The sequence below is a fragment of the uncultured Shewanella sp. genome (assembly GCF_947501225.1).
In the GTDB taxonomy this organism is placed as follows: Bacteria; Pseudomonadota; Gammaproteobacteria; order Enterobacterales; family Shewanellaceae; genus Shewanella.
The window spans coordinates 22,525-40,255 of sequence record NZ_CANMUW010000020.1; the positions used below are offsets into that span (position 1 = coordinate 22,525).

The following is a 17,731-nucleotide window of genomic DNA, read 5'->3' on the forward strand; positions in this document are numbered from 1 at the left end:
AGGGTGAAGCAAGAGATGAGTCAGGAATACCATGTAACCAGCTTAGTCGTGCATGCCGCACCGAAGGCGATTTCTCAGATTGAAACTAAGATTCGCGCGCTTAATGGTGCCGATATCCACGCCGTTACCGATGAGGGAAAGTTTGTCATCACTCTCGAAGGTGTAACACAAGCTTCTATACTGGATAACGTCGAAGCCATAAATGCCCTCGAAGGGGTGTTAAACAGCAGTCTGATTTACCATCAAGTCGAACCAACGCAAGAAAGTTAAAACAAGTATCTAGTACCTAAAACAAGATTGATTTATCAATAATTAGCAACAAAATAAAAAAGAGTGAGGAACACCATGAGCATTAGCCGTCGCGAGTTTCTGAAAGCCAACGCTGCAGTTGCCGCTGCAACCACAGTTGGTGTCACTCTGCCAGTGAAGATAGTCGAAGCCGCTGAGCAGAAAGACAACATCAAGTGGGATAAAGCACCTTGCCGTTTCTGTGGCGTAGGGTGTAGCGTTCTGGTTGGTACCAATAATGGCAAAATCGTTGCCACTAAAGGTGACCCGGAAAGCCCAGTCAATAAAGGCCTGAACTGTATTAAAGGCTACTTCCTGTCAAAAATCATGTATGGAAAGGATCGTCTTACGACACCGCTTCTGCGTATGAAAGATGGTAAGTATGATAAAGAAGGTGAGTTCACCCCTGTCAGCTGGGATACCGCGTTCGATACCATGGCCGAGAAATGGAAGCACACACTAAAGACTAAAGGCCCGACAGCCGTTGGTATGTTTGGTTCCGGTCAGTGGACAGTTTGGGAAGGCTACGCTGCGTCTAAGCTTCACAAGGCAGGCTTCCTTACTAACAACATCGACCCTAATGCTCGCCACTGTATGGCATCTGCCGTAGGTGGTTTCATGCGTACCTTCGGTATCGATGAGCCTATGGGTTGTTACGATGACCTGGAAGTTGCCGACCACTTTGTTTTGTGGGGCGCGAATATGGCTGAGATGCACCCAATCCTATGGGCACGCCTCTCCGATCGTCGCCTGAGCAATCCGGATGGTCGAGTTCATGTGCTCTCGACCTTCGAAAACCGCAGCTTCGATCTGGCCGATAACCCTATGGTGTTCCGCCCGCAGTCAGATCTGGTCATTCTTAACTACATAGCTAACTACATCATTCAAAACGATGCTGTTAACAAAGAGTTCGTCAACAAACACACTAAGTTTGTACTAGGTACCACAGATATCGGTTATGGCCTGCGCCCTGATCACCCATTAGAGAAGAAGGCGAAGAACCCGGGTAATGGTAAGTCGACGCCTATCAGCTTCGATGAATACGCTAAGTTTGTCAGCACCTATACCCTTGAATATGCAGCCAGGATGAGTGGTGTTGAGCCAGAGAAACTTGAACTGATGGCGAAGGCTTATGCCGATCCGAAAATCAAGGTGATGAGCCTGTGGACCATGGGAATTAACCAGCACGTGCGTGGTGTTTGGGCAAATAACATGCTCTATAACATCCACCTGTTGACGGGTAAGATCTCTACTCCGGGCAACAGCCCATTCTCGCTTACGGGTCAACCATCGGCTTGTGGTACTGCGCGTGAAGTAGGTACGTTCGCTCACCGCCTGCCTTCAGATATGGTAGTGAAGAATCCTAAGCACAGAGCACGCTCAGAGAAACTATGGCAGCTGCCGGAAGGAACGATTCCACCTAAGCCCGGATATCACGCCGTCCTGCAAAGCCGTATGCTGAAAGATGGCAAACTGAACTGTTACTGGACCATGTGTACCAACAACATGCAGGCCGGACCTAACGTCAACGATGAGATCTACCCTGGATTCCGTAATCCTGAAAACTTTATCGTGGTATCGGATCCATACCCAACAGTCACTGCGATGGCTGCCGATCTGATTCTTCCAACCGCTATGTGGGTTGAGAAGGAGGGGGCCTACGGTAACGCCGAACGTCGTACTCAGATGTGGCATCAACAGGTGAAAGCACCTGAAGGCGCTAAGTCTGACCTATGGCAGTTGGTTGAGTTCTCTAAGCGCTTCAAGGTATCAGAAGTATGGCCAGCAGAACTTATCGCTAAGAAACCTGAGTACGCAGATAAGACGCTTTATGACGTACTCTATGCCAACGGTGAGGTGAACAAGTTCCCGACATCTGATTGTAAGGGCGCCATGAATGAAGAGTCAGAGCACTTCGGCTTCTACCTTCAAAAAGGCCTCTATGAGGAATACGCTCAGTTTACTCGCGGTCATAAGCACGATCTGGCCGACTTCGATACTTACCATGAGACTCGTGGTCTTCGCTGGCCGGTAGTCGATGGTAAGGAGACCCTACGTCGCTTCTCCAAGGGTGATCCCTACCTGAAAGCGGGCGAAGAGTTTAACTTCTACGGTAAGCCAGATGGTAAGGCCGTCATCTTCGCACTGCCATTTGAGCCTGCTGCCGAAGAGCCAAACGAAGAGTATGATCTTTGGATGTCTACCGGCCGTGTGCTGGAGCACTGGCATACAGGTTCTATGACAGCTCGTGTACCAGAGCTCTATCGCGCCTACCCTGATGCACAGATCTTCCTTCACCCTGAAGATGCTAAGGCCCGTGGCCTCAAGCGTGGAGACGAAGTCGTTGTCGCCTCACCTCGTGGTGAAGTGAAGACCCGTGTTGAAACCAAAGGCCGGAACAAGCCGCCAAGAGGCGTGGCATTTATGCCATTCTTCGACGCTCGCCAACTGGTCAACAAGTTGTTACTGGACGCCACCGATCCTCTCTCGAAAGAGACAGATTTCAAGAAGTGCCCAGTCAAAGTAATGAAGGCTTAACTCTTTTAACTGAAAGATTCTTAAGCAAAATTGCTTGAGCTAAGACATTGATAAGAAGGTTATAAAAGGTCATGAGCAAGGTAAAATCCACTAAATCAAATCCACGGGACGTCAATCGTCGCCGGTTCTTAGCCTCAACGGCTAAGGCGGGTTGTGTGATGGGGTTAGTGGGGCTGGGGATCACAGCAACGGCGACTCAGTCGCGACAGCTGGATCCTTTAGCGATCCGACCTCCTGGCGCCTTAGGCGAGGATGATTTTCTCTCGGCTTGTGTTCGTTGTGGTTTGTGTGTCGAGGCTTGCCCCTACGACACGTTAAAACTGGCGCGCTGGTTCGACGGCGCAGCAACGGGCACTCCCTATTTTACGGCTCGTAGCATCCCTTGTGAGATGTGCGAAGATATTCCCTGTGTGAAGGTGTGCCCATCGGGCTCACTCGACCATGGTCTCGAGAAGATTGAAGAGGCCAAGATGGGGATTGCCGTATTAATCGATGAGAAAAACTGCCTTAACTTCAAAGGGCTTAGATGCGACGTCTGTTACCGGGTTTGTCCGTTAATCGATGATGCCATCACCCTGAAGCGGCAACATAATCAACGCAGCGACCATCACGCCATGTTCCTTCCTACGGTCAACAGTGATACCTGTACCGGCTGTGGTAAGTGTGAACATGTATGTGTACTCGAAGAATCTGCGATTAGGGTGTTGCCGGCAGATATCGCCCTAGGAAAAACGGCTGAACACGATACTTATATCAACACAGAAGAGACCACTCTCGAGATGTTAAACAAGGGCCTGTCACTATGACCAAGAGCACAGTGAATAAAAAGGCTATACCAGGCGCAATGAGTGACTCCCCTAAAGCGGGGTTTGCTCAGGCGGCAATCGATGAACTGGGATGGTGGCGCGCTCACAAATTCCTCTTCCTCAGACGTGCCAGCCAGCTAAGTGTATTAACCTTGTTTGCCATTGGCCCCTGGTTTGGCTTATGGGTTCTGAAAGGCAACCTCTCGTCCAGCGAGTTGCTCGGTACAGTGCCACTGTCAGATCCACTTGTAACACTGCAAGTCCTGATGACGGGCCACATGCCCGAGCTAACCCTGATCCTCGGAGCCCTGTTTATCACACTGTTTTATGTGATTGCGGGTGGCCGGGTGTTCTGTAGCTGGGTATGCCCAGTCAATCTGGTCACCGACTGTGCGAGTTGGTTAAGACGTAAACTGAATTTGCCTCGTTTAAACGAGATGCCAAGAAATTTGCGTTACTACCTGCTGGGTCTGGTTATTGTGTTACCTCTGCTGACAGGCATCACCGTTTGGGAGTGGGTCAACCCGGTCCCGATACTCTACCGTGCCGTTTTATTCGGTGCCGGTAGCGGACTGTGGATCTTGTTGGCCATCTTCCTGCTCGACCTGTTTATCAGCGAGCGTGGTTGGTGTGGGCGCCTGTGCCCTACCGGTGCCCTGTTTGCCCTATTTGGCAAGCTTAGCCCGGTAAAAGTATCGGCCGTAAATGCCAAGGCCTGTAATGACTGTATGGATTGTTTTGATGTTTGCCCCGAGAGACAGGTGCTGAAACCTGCACTTAAGGGGAAACAGATGATGATAACCGATAGTGATTGCACACAATGTGGCCGCTGTATCGATGTCTGCGCCCAACGCGTTTTCCAGTATCAAAATCGAATTGCCCTAAAGGCGGAGAATAAACAATGAAGAAAGTACTCACTATAGCCGCGCTCGTCATGGCGCTTAGTGCCTGCTCTGGCCAGCAAGCAAACACTCAAACAGAGTCGGTAAATGTCAGCTCACTTGGCAAGTCTGAGATCACCGATGTTCGTGTAGCCGATGCTATGCCTACCTATCCAAAGCGTGGTGCATCGATCGAGCGTGGCTTTGTCCACCAGCCTCCTCTGATCCCACATAAGGCTGAATACGCGATCACAACCGAGAAGAACAAGTGTTTAAGCTGCCACTTCCCGGCTAAGATGAAAGCCACACCAATCGATAAATCGCACGTGTTGGCTAGCGGTAAGCTGAATAACATCTACTACAACTGCTCTCAGTGTCACGTGCCACAGGCCGATAACAAGCAGCAGCTGGTCGAGAACAACTTCTCGAATAAATAGGCATCGAGCCTTGAATTTCGAGTTGCGAGTTGCAAGACAAATGCGATAAAAATAAAACCACCTCAACCGAGGTGGTTTTTTATTTTCGCCTCCCACAAGGCTAAACTTTAAACCCACCTCCCTCAGTAACAGCATCATAATTTACATAGAAAACTGAACTTAAGTTTCAGGCTGATAGACAAATTATCAAATTCATTCTCTTCACCTAAAATTAAGTGAGGTAATAATGAACTTGATCGAATAACTAATGAGTCTTAGCCAGCTTTGTCGAGCCGCAACTCTCTTATTGTCCATCTCACTAACGGCGGGCATTACGGCTGAAACTATCCAGATTGCAGCCGAAGACGACTGGCTCCCCTACGCAAGAGCCGACGGTACCGGTCTTGCCAATGAAATTATCAAGGCTGCCTTCAAGGCTGTCGAGGTCGATGTCGAATACAGAGTCGTACCCTATGCCAGAGCATTAATCTATATTGAACAAGGTAAATCGATCGCCGCCTTCAATGTTCCATTAGATGAGAAGAGTCAAGCGAAGTATATCTTAGGTAAAGAGAAGCTTTTCGATGCCGTATCCGCCTACTATTTCAATGTCGCTCATCCACAGCAAGCAAAGAGTCGAGACGAGCTGAATAACGGCGAGCTGGTTGGGGTCGTAAGGGACTACGGTTATGGCGATCACTATCTCAATCTGGTAAAAACAGAACGCATAAGAGAGGCGGTGACAAACTCCGAGTCATCTAACTTAAAAAGCCTCTCACGGGGCAGAATAGATTTAACTATCATCTACGATAAAACAGCTAACATCCTCTTAAGCCGGCTCAAACTACAGACAAACATTCAACTAGCCTTTATCAATGAAACCACACCGATCTATTTAGCCTTCTCCCGAAGCCATAGTCAGGGACAGTATTATGCAGATCTTTTTGACCAGGGAATGAAATCAATTCGGGAAAATGGTCTGTACCAGAAAATACTGGATTCTTACTGAATGACCCATATCAATATGGGAATAATATTAAACCTTTGATAGCGGTCAATTATTATTCAATTCAATTCAATTGTCTTTATCTATAATTATTGACTATATATCAATAGATAAAGGCTAATACCTATCGGTATAACCCCAGTTCAGAGGGAGAGGATGTGGCAACTCAGGGACTCAGCAGTGAACAGGCAAAGGCTCTATTGACGCAGCATGGCGAAAACAGTTTGCCCAAACCGTCAAGAAACAGCTTTGTCCGACTCTTTCTCATTCAATTTCGTAGCGCATTTATCTATGTTCTCCTGGTAGCAGTTGTCGTGTGCCTGATACTCGGTCAGCTTATCAACGCCTTTTTTATCTCGGTGGTGCTGCTACTCAATGCGCTGATTGGTACCATTCAGGAGTACTCGGCTCAACAGGCTGCCGATGCCCTTGCCGATATGGTTCCCCAACAGAGCAGAGTGATTCGTGATGGCCATCCTGTCGTCGTCGACAGCCGAACACTGGTACCGGGCGATTGGGTCATGCTGGCCAGCGGAGACCGTATCGGAGCCGACATAGCGCTTAAGCAAACCAGTCAATTTCTGGTCGATGAATCGGCCCTCACCGGCGAGTCGATATCGGTCAGTAATTCAGAGCAAGCCTTTGCCGGCACACTGGTGACCCACGGCCGTGCAGAGGGAGAGGTGAGTGCTACGGGAGTCAACACTCAGATTGGTCAGATAGCAAAATTAGTTCATCAAGGCGCAGATACTAAGCCTCCGCTAATGCAGAGAATCGATCAATTCACCCTGCGTATCGCCATCGCCATCATGATCATCATAGCACTGATTTTCAGCCTCACACTCATACGGGGGGCCGATCTGTCAGATGTATTTCTGTTAGGGGTCGCATTAGCCGTTTCCGCAATTCCCGAAGGGCTACCGGCGGCGATTACCGTAGCACTGGCCATCGGAATGAAGAGGATGGCGAAAGCCAACGTGATCGTACGTAAACTGGTTGCCGTTGAGTCACTGGGCTCATGTACCTTCATCGCCTCAGATAAAACCGGCACCTTGACAGTCAATGAGATGACCATAGGCCAGATCTGGCTGGCCAACGAGCATAAGTATCACGTGAGCGGAGAGGGACTTGCCCCCAATGGTTTGGTGCATCTTCACGGGCATGGGGTGGCCGTTGTTATTGATGAGGAGGAGAAGTTAAAGCGGTTGGCCCTTGCCGGCGTGCTTGCCAATGAGGCGCACCTTGTATACAACACAGATAAGATTCACGCCGACGGAGATGGTGTCGACCTGGCCTTTCTGGTGCTGGGATATAAGCTCAAACTTACCGCTGAAGCTGAAAACCATCCGAGGTTATCCCTCTTCCCCTACGAGTCCGAAAAAGGGTTCAGTGCCAGCGTCAACGATAGCGAACAAGGCCCGCTGATCTCCGTGAAGGGCGCCGTAGAGAAAATCATGCCAATGTGTGAGCTCAGCGAAAAGATGAAGCACAAGATTTTGGATCAAACACACTGGATGGCAAAACATGGCTATCGGGTACTGGCATTGGCACACGGCGCCGGAACCGTTGAAAATGACGAGTTTACCGGGCTAGAATTTCTTGGTCTCGTCGCAATGAGCGATCCGCTCAGACACGATGCTATAGAAGCCGTAGAGTCTTGTCGAACAGCACAGATCAAGGTCGCCATGATAACCGGCGATCATCCCGTCACCGCGCTGGCACTCTCACAACAATTAAAAATAGTCGGCGAACATGAAAAAGCTGTGACGGGCAGAGAGCTCACTCAGGCAATGTCTCTGAGTGAAAATGAATTCGATAGACTCGTGGCAAGCCATAGAGTGTTCGCCAGAGTCAAACCTGAACAGAAGATGGAGATAACTCAGTCACTTATCAGACAGGGGGAATTTGTGGCCATGACCGGAGACGGCGTCAATGATGCTCCGGCATTGAAACATGCCCATGTGGGTATTTCGATGGGGCTGAGAGGGACCGACGTAGCCAGAGAGAGTGCCTCACTGGTACTCACAGATGATAACTTCAGCTCAATCGTCAAGGGTGTCATCGAAGGACGAATAGTCTACAACAACATCCGTAAAGTCATCTTCTTGTTGATCAGCACCGGCGCAGCAGAGATACTTCTGTTTATTCTGAGTGTACTGTTTGCCTTACCGATACCGCTATTCCCACTACAGATCCTCTGGCTTAACCTGGTGACTAACGGGGTTCAGGATGTGGCTCTGGCGTTCGAACCAGGTGAGGGAAATGAGTATTCTCAACCTCCTCGTCCTCCCAAGGAGCCAATATTCGATCGACTGATGCTGGAGAGAGTCTGCACCAGCGCTCTGGTCATGGGAACCGTCGCCTTCGGCCTGTTTGCAATGTCACTCGAGGCGGGAATGAGTGAGGACGCAGCTCGCAACATGACCTTAATGCTGATGGTGCTATTTGAAAATGTACATGCACTCAACAGCCGCTCCGAACACAGGTCGCTCCTGGTCGTCCCTCTCTTCAGCAATCCGATATTACTGGTCGGTATTATCATCGCCCAAGGGATACATATCGGTGCCATGTATATGCCAGGACTGAGCGATACGCTGCAACTCAGCCCTATCAGTTTCTCTCATTGGTTGATTTTACTGGCCACCGCCTCTGTACTCTTCATCGTCGACGAGGTTCACAAGAAGCGGTGGCAGATGAGGGCTAATCGGAATTTAAGGGAGCCAGCAACTGATCGTCCGCCGGAATAATCAGCACATTGCTACGGATCCTGCTGAGTATAGACTCGGCCATATTACCGATGACATAACCTAATACTCCCTGACGCTGGCGGGCCCCCAAGACCAGATAACGCGCTTTCAGGCGACAGGAGAGTTCATACAGACAGATATCGGGATCGCCGGCGATAATATGAACACAGTCAGGATCCATATTCAGCTTAGATATCTGATCCTGATGCTCCTGATATGCGTCTTTAACTAATGTACTGGTATTTATCAGATCCATATCACGTAACACTCTGGGCACCCTGATCACGAAAGCCAGATGCAGTTTACTACCACTGGCTTTAGCGAGTGCCCTGCCATGACTGATAACGGCCTGATTGAGCTGCTGCTTAAGGAGGTTGTCACTGCCCAGATCTACTGCCATCAGTACGGCATTCCCACGATGCAGAGGATTATCCGTCAGCAGCATGAGTGGGATCTTTACGTGGCGAATCAAGTTCCAATCGACTGGAAGATAGTGATCCGCATGGTGTATCGCTTTAACCATAAGATCGAAACCATGACGAATAGAGTGATGACAGGCATGTTCATGCAGATCTTTACTCCATACTGTGTGTACGGGCACATCTTCTGCTTTGAGCTCCTTCAACTCCTCCTCAATCTTGCCGGCGCGGTCTTTCATAATTTTCTGCTGGGCAGCAGCGCCGAGGCGTGGACTATAGTATTCCGCACCACTGAAGTATTCGAAGTTGTAAGCAAATACTTCGGCTTGTTTATCCATAGCCCTGGCCAACTCAATACCCGCGGCAATTGCATCCGTATGCGCTTCCTCTTTTTGCGAAATAATAAACACCTTATCCATTGCTATCTCCAGCCATTATTGCCTAACCTTAGCTTAGACAAGCAAGTAGGTTTACGCCTTACAATGGTCGCAAAAAATGATCGAAATCAAACCGCTTGTCCGTTGAAAATGAGGAGAAAACATTGCCAATAGATAGCTTTGTCATCTCAATATTTCTCATGCTCACCCTCGGGCGATTGCTCAGTGAGCTATGCTCCCGTGTGGGTATTCCTGGGGTGGTTGGCGAGATGTTGGCAGGACTCATTATCGGTCCTTCGATTCTGGGATGGGTTCATCCCCACAACACCCTCTCTGTGTTGGCGGAGCTTGGGGTAATTCTGCTGCTGTTCGATATCGGTTGCGAAACATCGATAAAACGCCTCTACCACGCCAGTGGCAGATCTATCTGGGTTGCACTGGGTGGCATAGTGTTCCCCGTGGTCATAGGTGGTGCCTCAGCCGCCTACTGGCTGAACCTGCCATTATATACGGCCCTGTTCTTTGGCTGCGCGTTGACGGCCACCAGCATCGGCATCTCGATCAGGGTGATGACTCAGGCAGGTCAGGGCCAGACTCTTGCTGGTCAGGTGATTCTCGGCGCCGCAGTGGTCGATGATATCGTCGGTGTGGTATTGCTCAGCGTTTTGCTAAACTTCAACGCTTCAGGGACCCTGAGCATGGCCTCTGTATTGATACTGGTCTTGAAGGTCGTTAGCTTCGTGTTTCTGGCTCCGCCTATGGCCAGAGCGCTTATCTACCTATTCAGAAGCTGGTACCCTCACACTAAAGGAAGCGGCTTTGAGGTTTTCGTGGTGATAACCTTGATCTGCCTGTTCGCCTGGCTGGCACATTGGTTCGGAGCACCGGCATTGCTAGGGGGCTTCGCAGCCGGAATGGCACTGTCCCGCCAATTTGTTTTCCCCACAAACAGGTATCTGCCTAACCCTTTCCCATTTACCCACAAGTTAGAGGTGTCTGCAAAACCACTTGTGGACCTTTTCTCCCCCATATTTTTTGTCTACGTAGGGATAAGTGTAGACCTGAGTCAGTTGGACCTCACGGTATCGGGCCTGCTGGTGCTTCTCTGGCTGGCTCTCATCGCCATAATCACTAAGCTGGCATCGGGCATGGCCGCAAAAGGGCCCTTGCGTAGAAAAATTATCATAGGAAGTGCGATGATCCCGCGGGGAGAGGTCGGTTTGGTATTTGCCGAAATGGGGCTGCAGCTGGGTATCATTCAACCTAAGTTATTTACTGAGATGGTATTGATCATTGCCATAACCAGCATCGCCGGGCCCTTACTGCTTAAGTGGTCACTCAAAGGGCAGAAGGTATTACGTAACAGGTAAACGGCTCTCCTCTCTTGCTGGTCAATACTTTTTATAAAAAACTCAAGAAGCTAGCACAGATTTAAACTATGATGGGGTGGCAGGCAAGTAGCGTCCGTAGCTTCTTGGCTATATGGAATATATGTTTATAGGGCTAACCTTGTTTAACACCTTTATTCAACCTGGAGTCAGAGCCTGAACATAGAGAAAGTACAGGCAGCCGAGTCCGGATTAAAAGAGAGTGACCGATGAAACATCAAAAACATGAAGCACAGTTATTAAAACTCGCTATGGAGATCGGTGTTGGTTACGCAAAGAAGCGTGGCTTTGCCGATTTTGACAGAGGGATCTCACCTAAAGATAAAGTTGAGTGCATCTACCGCTTACTGGTAAACGACAAGCTAATCCAACCATTAGCGAAAGATAAGGAGGATGGACCAAATATGAAACACAAACTCATACTCTGGATCAGCCGCCAGCTGCCTGCAGATCATGAGCTGCTGAACTAAGATTGTTAAAGTGACGACTTCCGGCTCATAAAACAAAGGGCTAAGCCTCAATGTGAGACTTAGCCCTTAGCGTATTCACCAGTCACGACCGAAATCGAACGGCGTTCAGTTGGGTAAAGTTACTTTTTCCAGCCTAACTTCTTCTCGATAGAGTCAATCATGGCTGCAGCGACATCAATACCGGTTGCCGCTTCAATTCCCTCCAGTCCCGGCGACGAGTTAACCTCCAGCAAAAGAGGGCCTTTACTTGAACGAATGATATCGACACCCGCCACCTGCAGACCCATGGTCTTAGCCGCCTTAATAGCCAACTTTCTCTCCTCCGGCGTAACTTGCACGATAGAAGCCGTCCCCCCCTGGTGGATATTCGCTCTGAACTCGCCAGGTGCAGCGGTCCGCTCTATAGAAGCGACTATTTTGCCATCGATCACGAAACAGCGCAGATCCTTTCCCTGTGCCTCCTTGATAAACTCCTGTACCAATAAGTTCGCTTTCAGCGACTTAAAGGCATTGATCACACTCTCTGCCGCCTTTCTGGTTTCAGCTAGCACTACCCCTTTTCCCTGGGTACCTTCGAGCAGCTTTACGATCAGAGGCGCCCCCCCCACCATATCGATCAGATCTGTGGTATCGGCCGGCGAATTAGCAAAGCCACTGGTGGGAATATCCAGATTATTTTTCTGCAGCAACTGCAGTGAAAACAACTTATCCCGTGACTGAGTGATCGCTTCTGAGCTATTAAGCGCCATTACACCCAGACTTTCAAAGTGGCGGGTCAATGCACACCCATAAAAAGTTAAGCTTGGGCGAATTCTGGGGATCACCGCATCGAGCTCATTCAGAATACGTCCGCCGCGATAGTGTACCTCCGGCTCTGAAGCATCCAACTTCATATAGCACTGTTTCACATTGAGAAAATACATCTCATGACCACGCTGTCTACCGGCCTCCATGATACGTTGATTACTATATAGCTCCGGATTACTCGCCAGTAAGCCTATCTTCAGCCCGCTGGCTGGAACAATAAACTTTCCATAGCGTTGATCCAGCTCTTCGGTAGAGAGCTCACCTAAGCAGCAGGTAGCAGAGGGATCCACTAAGATCTTTTGCCCCATAGCCTCGCGTCCGAGTAGCATGCGATATCCCATGTTGGCACGGTTAGTCAAGGTCAGCTCAATATCCCAGCTCTGATCACCCAGATGAAGCTGTTCACGTACAACGAAACGCCTCTCTGTCTCACCGTTAGAGCTCTTAATCACACGCCTGTCGATAAGCTTAGACTCACACTGCAGAGTCACTTTTCGGCTCCCCTGTAGTGGATGAACTTCATAGCTGACCCAAGTGCCGTCTTCGCGTTTAAAGGTGGAGATATTGATTGCGTGAAGCGATGATGTCTTTGCACCTGAATCCACACGTGCCTTGACCGCCTTGATGCCTAACCCAGGTAAAGCACACCACTCTTCACTACCGACAACGATTTTGTTACTCATCTCTTTGCTACATAAACAGGTTAATTAAAGCGCAAAAATACACCTATTTTTTCATTTCACAAAGATATAAAAACTAATGCCACTATAACCCTTATAATCAAATGGTTAGCAAAAATCATGCGCCAAAGAATTGATAAATGACATTACTTTTTGTATTGCAACCGCTCCCGGGAGGAATCGGATAAAAAAATCCCCGCCACAAGTGACAGGGATTTTTTACAATCAGGCTAAGGAGAGTCTACAGCTCAGTAACAACCATGTTTATCGACCCTCCCCCTTAAGGAATTACTCTACAGGAGAGACAACAAACAGTAGATCCCCTTGTGAGACCTGCTGACCATTGCTGTTTAATACCCGCTCGATACGGTACTTCTTATCTTCAGGATACAAGATTGCATCCTGGCGGTTATAACCGGCTAAAGTTAGCTGCGAGAACATCTTCATAGCCTCTGTAAGCGCTAAAGTCTGATCTGCAGTAACTATGTCGCCTTCTTTAACAAAGTCCGCTTCACCAGGCGCAGGAGAGGTGTAGAAGATACCTGCACCCTGTGCCATCACCTTAAGTTCGTTACTCTCACCGACTCTCAATGACGCAGTATCGACACCTACAGTCTCTGCTGCCGCTTCCATCTCGGCAATCAGCTCAGGAACATCAAGCTCGGCCATGAAGCGCGGTAGATAATTTGTGTCATATACGCCTTCGTTGAAGGTGCCATCTTTCAGGATACGAGTCAGCAACGGAATGTTGGTGGCAATACCTTTGATAACGACGCTATCGGCAAGGTAATCATGAAGCTTGTTGATCACATCCTCACGGCTCTCACCACGACAGATAATCTGAGCGATCAAGCTATCGTAGTATGGCGATACCTCTTTACCTTCACCGGCAATAGAGATGATCTCAATATCGTCACGCTCCGGCATCACATACTCAGTGATCACGCCTGGATGTGGCAGCAGTTGCAGAACGCCATTGCTGTCTAACGCGGCCTTCTCAGCAGTCACACGCACTTCGATTGCATAACCAATTGACTGAGGCTCCAGATCTTCGATCGAACGACCCGCTGCGATATCGAAGCCGGCACTGACGATATCGATGCCTGATGTAGCTTCAGTTACAGGATGTTCAACCTGAAGACGTGTGTTCATCTCCATAAAGTAGACTTCGTTAGCATCTAAGTTATAGATAAACTCAACGGTACCGGCACCCATATAATCGGTCGCGTCGCCTAGGGCACGGGTGTATTCCATCACCTTATCGTGAAGCTCTGCCGGTAGCATGGTCGAACCAGACTCCTCGACAACCTTCTGGTTGTTACGCTGTACTGAACAGTCGCGAAGGCCCAATACCTTAGTATTACCGAACTTATCACGCAGCAGCTGAACCTCGATATGACGCAGTGAAGTCACATACTTCTCAAGGTAAAGATCCCCGTTACCAAATGCGGCAGCCGCTTCGGTAGAGGTTTGCTGGAACAGGCTGATCATGTCACCAGGACGCTCAACGACCTGAATCCCTTTACCGCCACCACCTTGAACCGCCTTAAGCAGTACAGGGTAACCAATTTCATTGGCAACGTTCACCGCTTGCTCTGCATTGGTTAAGATGCCATGACTACCGGGAACGACTGGAACACTCTGTGCCTGAGAGGTCTTAATCGCATTAGACTTGTTACCCATTGTCGTCATGCTATGTACGCTTGGTCCAACGAAGTTAACACCGTTGTTGACACAAAGCGCCGCAAACTGTGGGCTTTCTGACAGGAAGCCAATGCCGGGATGCAGTGCATCGACATTTTCATATTCGGCAACCTTCAACACCGAATAGGCATTGAGGTAACTCTCGTCGGAGGTGTTACCACCTAGACAAACCAGCTTATCATCCTCTTTGAGCATGTCTGCCGGTACTGAGGTCATATCCGGATCAGATGCAACCAGAACGACATCGATGTCGTTATCATGGGCCTTACGGATAAGTTTAACCGCGGTACAACCACGCGCGTGAACCAGAACCTTGTTGATAGGCTTCATCAACTCACGAGGATCGTCCTGAACAATCTCCTCCTCAGCGACCATCATCTCAGGGACTAAGGTAGACAGAGCGTTGGCAATAACATCTTCAACCTTAGCCGTAGGTTTAGGCATAAGCGGATCGATACTGCTTAGCTGATCGTCGATGGTGTTGCTGAATGGATTGCTAACCAAAGCATTCATTGCACCAGGTACTTTCGACAGGTAGTTAGAGAGCGTTGCCGTAGATGGCAGATATGCAGGCACAACCATTTGACCGGCAAACGGCATATTCGTACCAGACAGGTAGTAGGTCTGAACCAGAGGGTGAGTCACGAAGCTCGCCTGAGCACCACCGGTACAGTCGCCATAACCAAACATCATTACCGGCAGCTCGTTATCACGGATAAAGCGGGTGATACGGTCGTTCACTACAGCCATAGAGAATAGTGCAGCCGCCCCCTCTTTAGTCTGCATACCACCTGAACTGATGAAGCAGATAACAGGAAGTTTACGCTTAGCACACTCGATCAGCAGTGCACTGAACTTCTCGGCACTGGCCATATCGAAGGCACCAGCCTGGAATGCGGTATTAGAAACCGCAACACCGACTCGCATCTGCTTGCCGCCGTGCTCGAAATCGGCCATACCCGTTATCAAGCCACATGGACGGATCCCCTTATCCAGCGCATCTTCGATAGATAAACGGAAACCGGGGAAATTAAGCAAGTTGGCCGACATCTTATCGCCGTTGACCTCCTCGAAATCGGTGAAGAACTTCTCGATAATACTTTCCCAGCTCATCTTACCGGCACGCTTCTCATCACGAAGCACCTTCTGGATCAAGAGATCCTGATAACCCATGGTGAGACGGTTCCAGAAATCTTTACGACGACCGATACGAACTGGGTTGATAGCACCGGTATATTCGCTGCTCTCTTTCTCGCTGTCGAAATATTCAGGTAGCAGACGCTCGAAGAAGTAAGTCAGGATAACAAACAGGCTGTCATTCAACTGCGGGAAGCCAACACTCTTCCACTGTTCAGTTTTAGTCAGCAACTCGGCGCGGTTTGACTGAGACATAAAGAACTTCAGCCACTTATAGAACTTACTCTTATCGTTTGCGGTATCCTGAGTCGAAATCGCACGGTCGATTGAGTCATGCAGCAGGTTATCGACCGATGCACGGGAGAGGCTCTTAGCCATCATGGCTTCTTTAGCGATAGAGGCCAGGTTACCGACCACATTATCATAAAGAGCGTTGAAAATCAGAATGTTATAGCACTGCCAGATAAAGTCTTCACGCAACTCATCATGAATGACTACATCGAGAACGGTTAGCTTGTTCAACTCAGGCCAGTCCGCTTGAGTTACTTCCGATGGAAGCGTCTCAAGATACTGAATCAAACCCTTAAAGTTATTTTCGGCATTACCTTTCCAACGGTGATAGAGTGACCAACCGATATTGAAAAGCAGCGCCTTACGCGCTTTCTTATAGTTCTCTTTAGGCTCACCTAAGATCAGGCGAGTCAGCATGTTACGTTCGGTAGACACCTCATCACGCTTGGAGACGAAGTTGCCCCAAAGCTTATTCAGCTCTTCATCATAGACCAGCTTATCCGGGCTTGATAACCAAGACTGGAATACTCTGTCCTGCTCCTGCTGAATACGGGCCAGCAGATCTCCTTCGGGCACACTGACCTTAGAGAGACGGCCATACTGCTCCTGAGAGATGGAGTGTATACGGCTACGCAGTGTCAGGTAGCGCAAGTAACGGTAGGCACTGCCAAACAGGTTCAGGTGCATAGTTGGGTTATTAGCAACCGCAAGTTCTGCATGATGCTCGAGCGCGAGTAAGTTCTTAGATGGGCTGAGAAAGCGGGTAAGACTTCGGTCATAATGCTCACGCAGATCGTCTGATTCACGCACAAACTGAACCGCAGCCTGCTCTACCGCTTCGACACTACTGATGATAGCGCGGCGCAGGTTATGTTGACGCTCGTCTCTATCCGATGGAGAGAAATCGATAATACCGTCGATACAACCTGAGGTATATAGCTCCTCCGGTGACACACCGACAGACTTAGCACACTCCTGCCAGGAGAGATTGTACTTACGCGCAATGCTCTGCAGACCTTGTGGCTGAATGGTATTAAAAATACCATCACGAAGAGACAGCAGGATATTTGCTGCCGCCAGCGGGATAGCACCACCTGAATAACCGGCGCCAATCACGATACCTACGGTAGGGACATCGACGTTGGCACTCTCGGCGATCGCCTTTGAGATGCTGTGAGCCTGGTTTTGACTGTTAGCGATCTCACCGGCATCGGCACCCGGTGTGTCGATGAGATAGATAATAGGCATAGCCATCTCTGCAAACTTGCGGATAGCCTTACATGCCTCGAGATGATGCTCAGGCATCCAGGCGCCATTACCGGTTGTACGCTCTTGAGCGATAAAGCCCAGGCGACGGGTACGTGTACCGAAGTTAAGTTCGATCTCAGCGCTGTAGAAAGGGCCTACATGGGTTTCGGCAATCAACTTCCCCTTAAGGTCCGCGATAACACGCTTCGCACCCGGGCGGTTTTTATCTAATGTCGGTTGAATAACCTTAGTGACGTAGCCGTCGACATCCAAAAGCTCTAACTCTTTCAAGTTCGACTGGATAGCCTCGTCGTCTAAGAGACCTTTAATCTCTTCGGCCAAACTCTGTTTACTGTGCTCAGGAAACAGTGAAAAATCTTGTGCCAGATGCTCTGCTTGTAGAAAAAGCGGATCGGCAGATTGAGCTTGAGTCATGTTTGTGGGCTTATTGTTGCTGGTCATCAATTGATCCTCTGCTTAGCCTCTAGAATTTTTTAGCTCGTAAATATAACTTTGTTATAGTGTCAA

The 17,731-nt window shown here is 49.2% G+C and carries 12 protein-coding genes and 1 pseudogene; 9 read left to right on the forward strand and 4 right to left on the reverse strand.

Translation table 11 applies throughout. From position 1 onward, the window contains the following. The first annotated feature begins 15 nt into the window (after window positions 1–15). The 7 genes from Q1B47_RS19515 (at window position 16) to Q1B47_RS19545 (ending at window position 8,682) form a co-directional block, all read left to right on the forward strand. Complete coding sequence (locus Q1B47_RS19515) at window positions 16–270, forward strand: chaperone NapD (RefSeq protein ID WP_299797614.1); 255 nt, start codon at window positions 16–18, stop codon at window positions 268–270. A gap of 75 nt (window positions 271–345) precedes the next feature. Next, the gene (gene napA / locus Q1B47_RS19520; protein WP_299797617.1) at window positions 346–2,826 is read left to right on the forward strand and encodes a nitrate reductase catalytic subunit NapA; all 2,481 of its coding nucleotides are present in this window, start codon (window positions 346–348) and stop codon (window positions 2,824–2,826) included. A 71-nt stretch (window positions 2,827–2,897) separates the two neighbouring features. Next, window positions 2,898–3,632: a ferredoxin-type protein NapG gene (napG, locus tag Q1B47_RS19525; protein WP_299797620.1), complete on the forward strand. Its 735-nt coding sequence runs from the start codon at window positions 2,898–2,900 to the stop codon at window positions 3,630–3,632. Between the two features lie 38 nt (window positions 3,633–3,670). Further along, window positions 3,671–4,537 carry a quinol dehydrogenase ferredoxin subunit NapH gene (gene napH, locus Q1B47_RS19530; RefSeq protein ID WP_299797701.1) on the forward strand — a complete coding sequence of 289 codons (867 nt, stop codon included), beginning with the start codon at window positions 3,671–3,673 and terminating at the stop codon, window positions 4,535–4,537. Then, window positions 4,534–4,950, forward strand: coding sequence for a nitrate reductase cytochrome c-type subunit (locus Q1B47_RS19535; RefSeq protein WP_299797623.1), 417 nt, complete (start codon window positions 4,534–4,536; stop codon window positions 4,948–4,950). The genes napH and Q1B47_RS19535 overlap by 4 nt, the downstream gene beginning before the upstream one ends. Window positions 4,951–5,236: 286 nt before the next feature. Then, a complete protein-coding gene (locus Q1B47_RS19540) occupies window positions 5,237–5,938 on the forward strand; it encodes a transporter substrate-binding domain-containing protein (RefSeq protein WP_299797626.1) in 702 nt (233 codons plus the stop codon). A gap of 155 nt (window positions 5,939–6,093) precedes the next feature. Further along, complete coding sequence (locus tag Q1B47_RS19545; RefSeq protein ID WP_299797629.1) at window positions 6,094–8,682, forward strand: HAD-IC family P-type ATPase; 2,589 nt, start codon at window positions 6,094–6,096, stop codon at window positions 8,680–8,682. On the opposite strand, the gene Q1B47_RS19550 is transcribed toward Q1B47_RS19545, so the two are convergent. Continuing rightward, a complete protein-coding gene (locus Q1B47_RS19550) occupies window positions 8,636–9,520 on the reverse strand; it encodes a universal stress protein (RefSeq protein WP_299797633.1) in 885 nt (294 codons plus the stop codon). The genes Q1B47_RS19545 and Q1B47_RS19550 overlap by 47 nt on opposite strands. 122 nt (window positions 9,521–9,642) lie before the next feature. On the opposite strand from Q1B47_RS19550, the gene Q1B47_RS19555 reads away from it, so the two are divergent. Further along, complete coding sequence (locus tag Q1B47_RS19555; RefSeq protein WP_299797636.1) at window positions 9,643–10,848, forward strand: cation:proton antiporter; 1,206 nt, start codon at window positions 9,643–9,645, stop codon at window positions 10,846–10,848. Window positions 10,849–11,075: 227 nt separating this feature from the next. Continuing rightward, window positions 11,076–11,336: a DUF5062 family protein gene (locus Q1B47_RS19560; protein WP_299797639.1), complete on the forward strand. Its 261-nt coding sequence runs from the start codon at window positions 11,076–11,078 to the stop codon at window positions 11,334–11,336. A 119-nt stretch (window positions 11,337–11,455) separates the two neighbouring features. Here Q1B47_RS19560 and rimK read toward each other — a convergent pair whose 3' ends face one another. From rimK to Q1B47_RS19575, 3 genes and pseudogenes are all read right to left on the reverse strand, one after another. Next, complete coding sequence (rimK, locus tag Q1B47_RS19565) at window positions 11,456–12,343, reverse strand: 30S ribosomal protein S6--L-glutamate ligase (protein WP_299797704.1); 888 nt, start codon at window positions 12,341–12,343, stop codon at window positions 11,456–11,458. 84 nt (window positions 12,344–12,427) lie between these two features. Then, a pseudogene (locus tag Q1B47_RS19570) lies at window positions 12,428–12,826 on the reverse strand (RimK/LysX family protein); the annotation flags it as partial. Window positions 12,827–13,111: 285 nt separating this feature from the next. Continuing rightward, window positions 13,112–17,665, reverse strand: a complete 4,554-nt coding sequence (locus Q1B47_RS19575) for a biotin carboxylase N-terminal domain-containing protein (protein ID WP_299797642.1) — start codon at window positions 17,663–17,665, stop codon at window positions 13,112–13,114. Window positions 17,666–17,731: the final 66 nt, after the last annotated feature.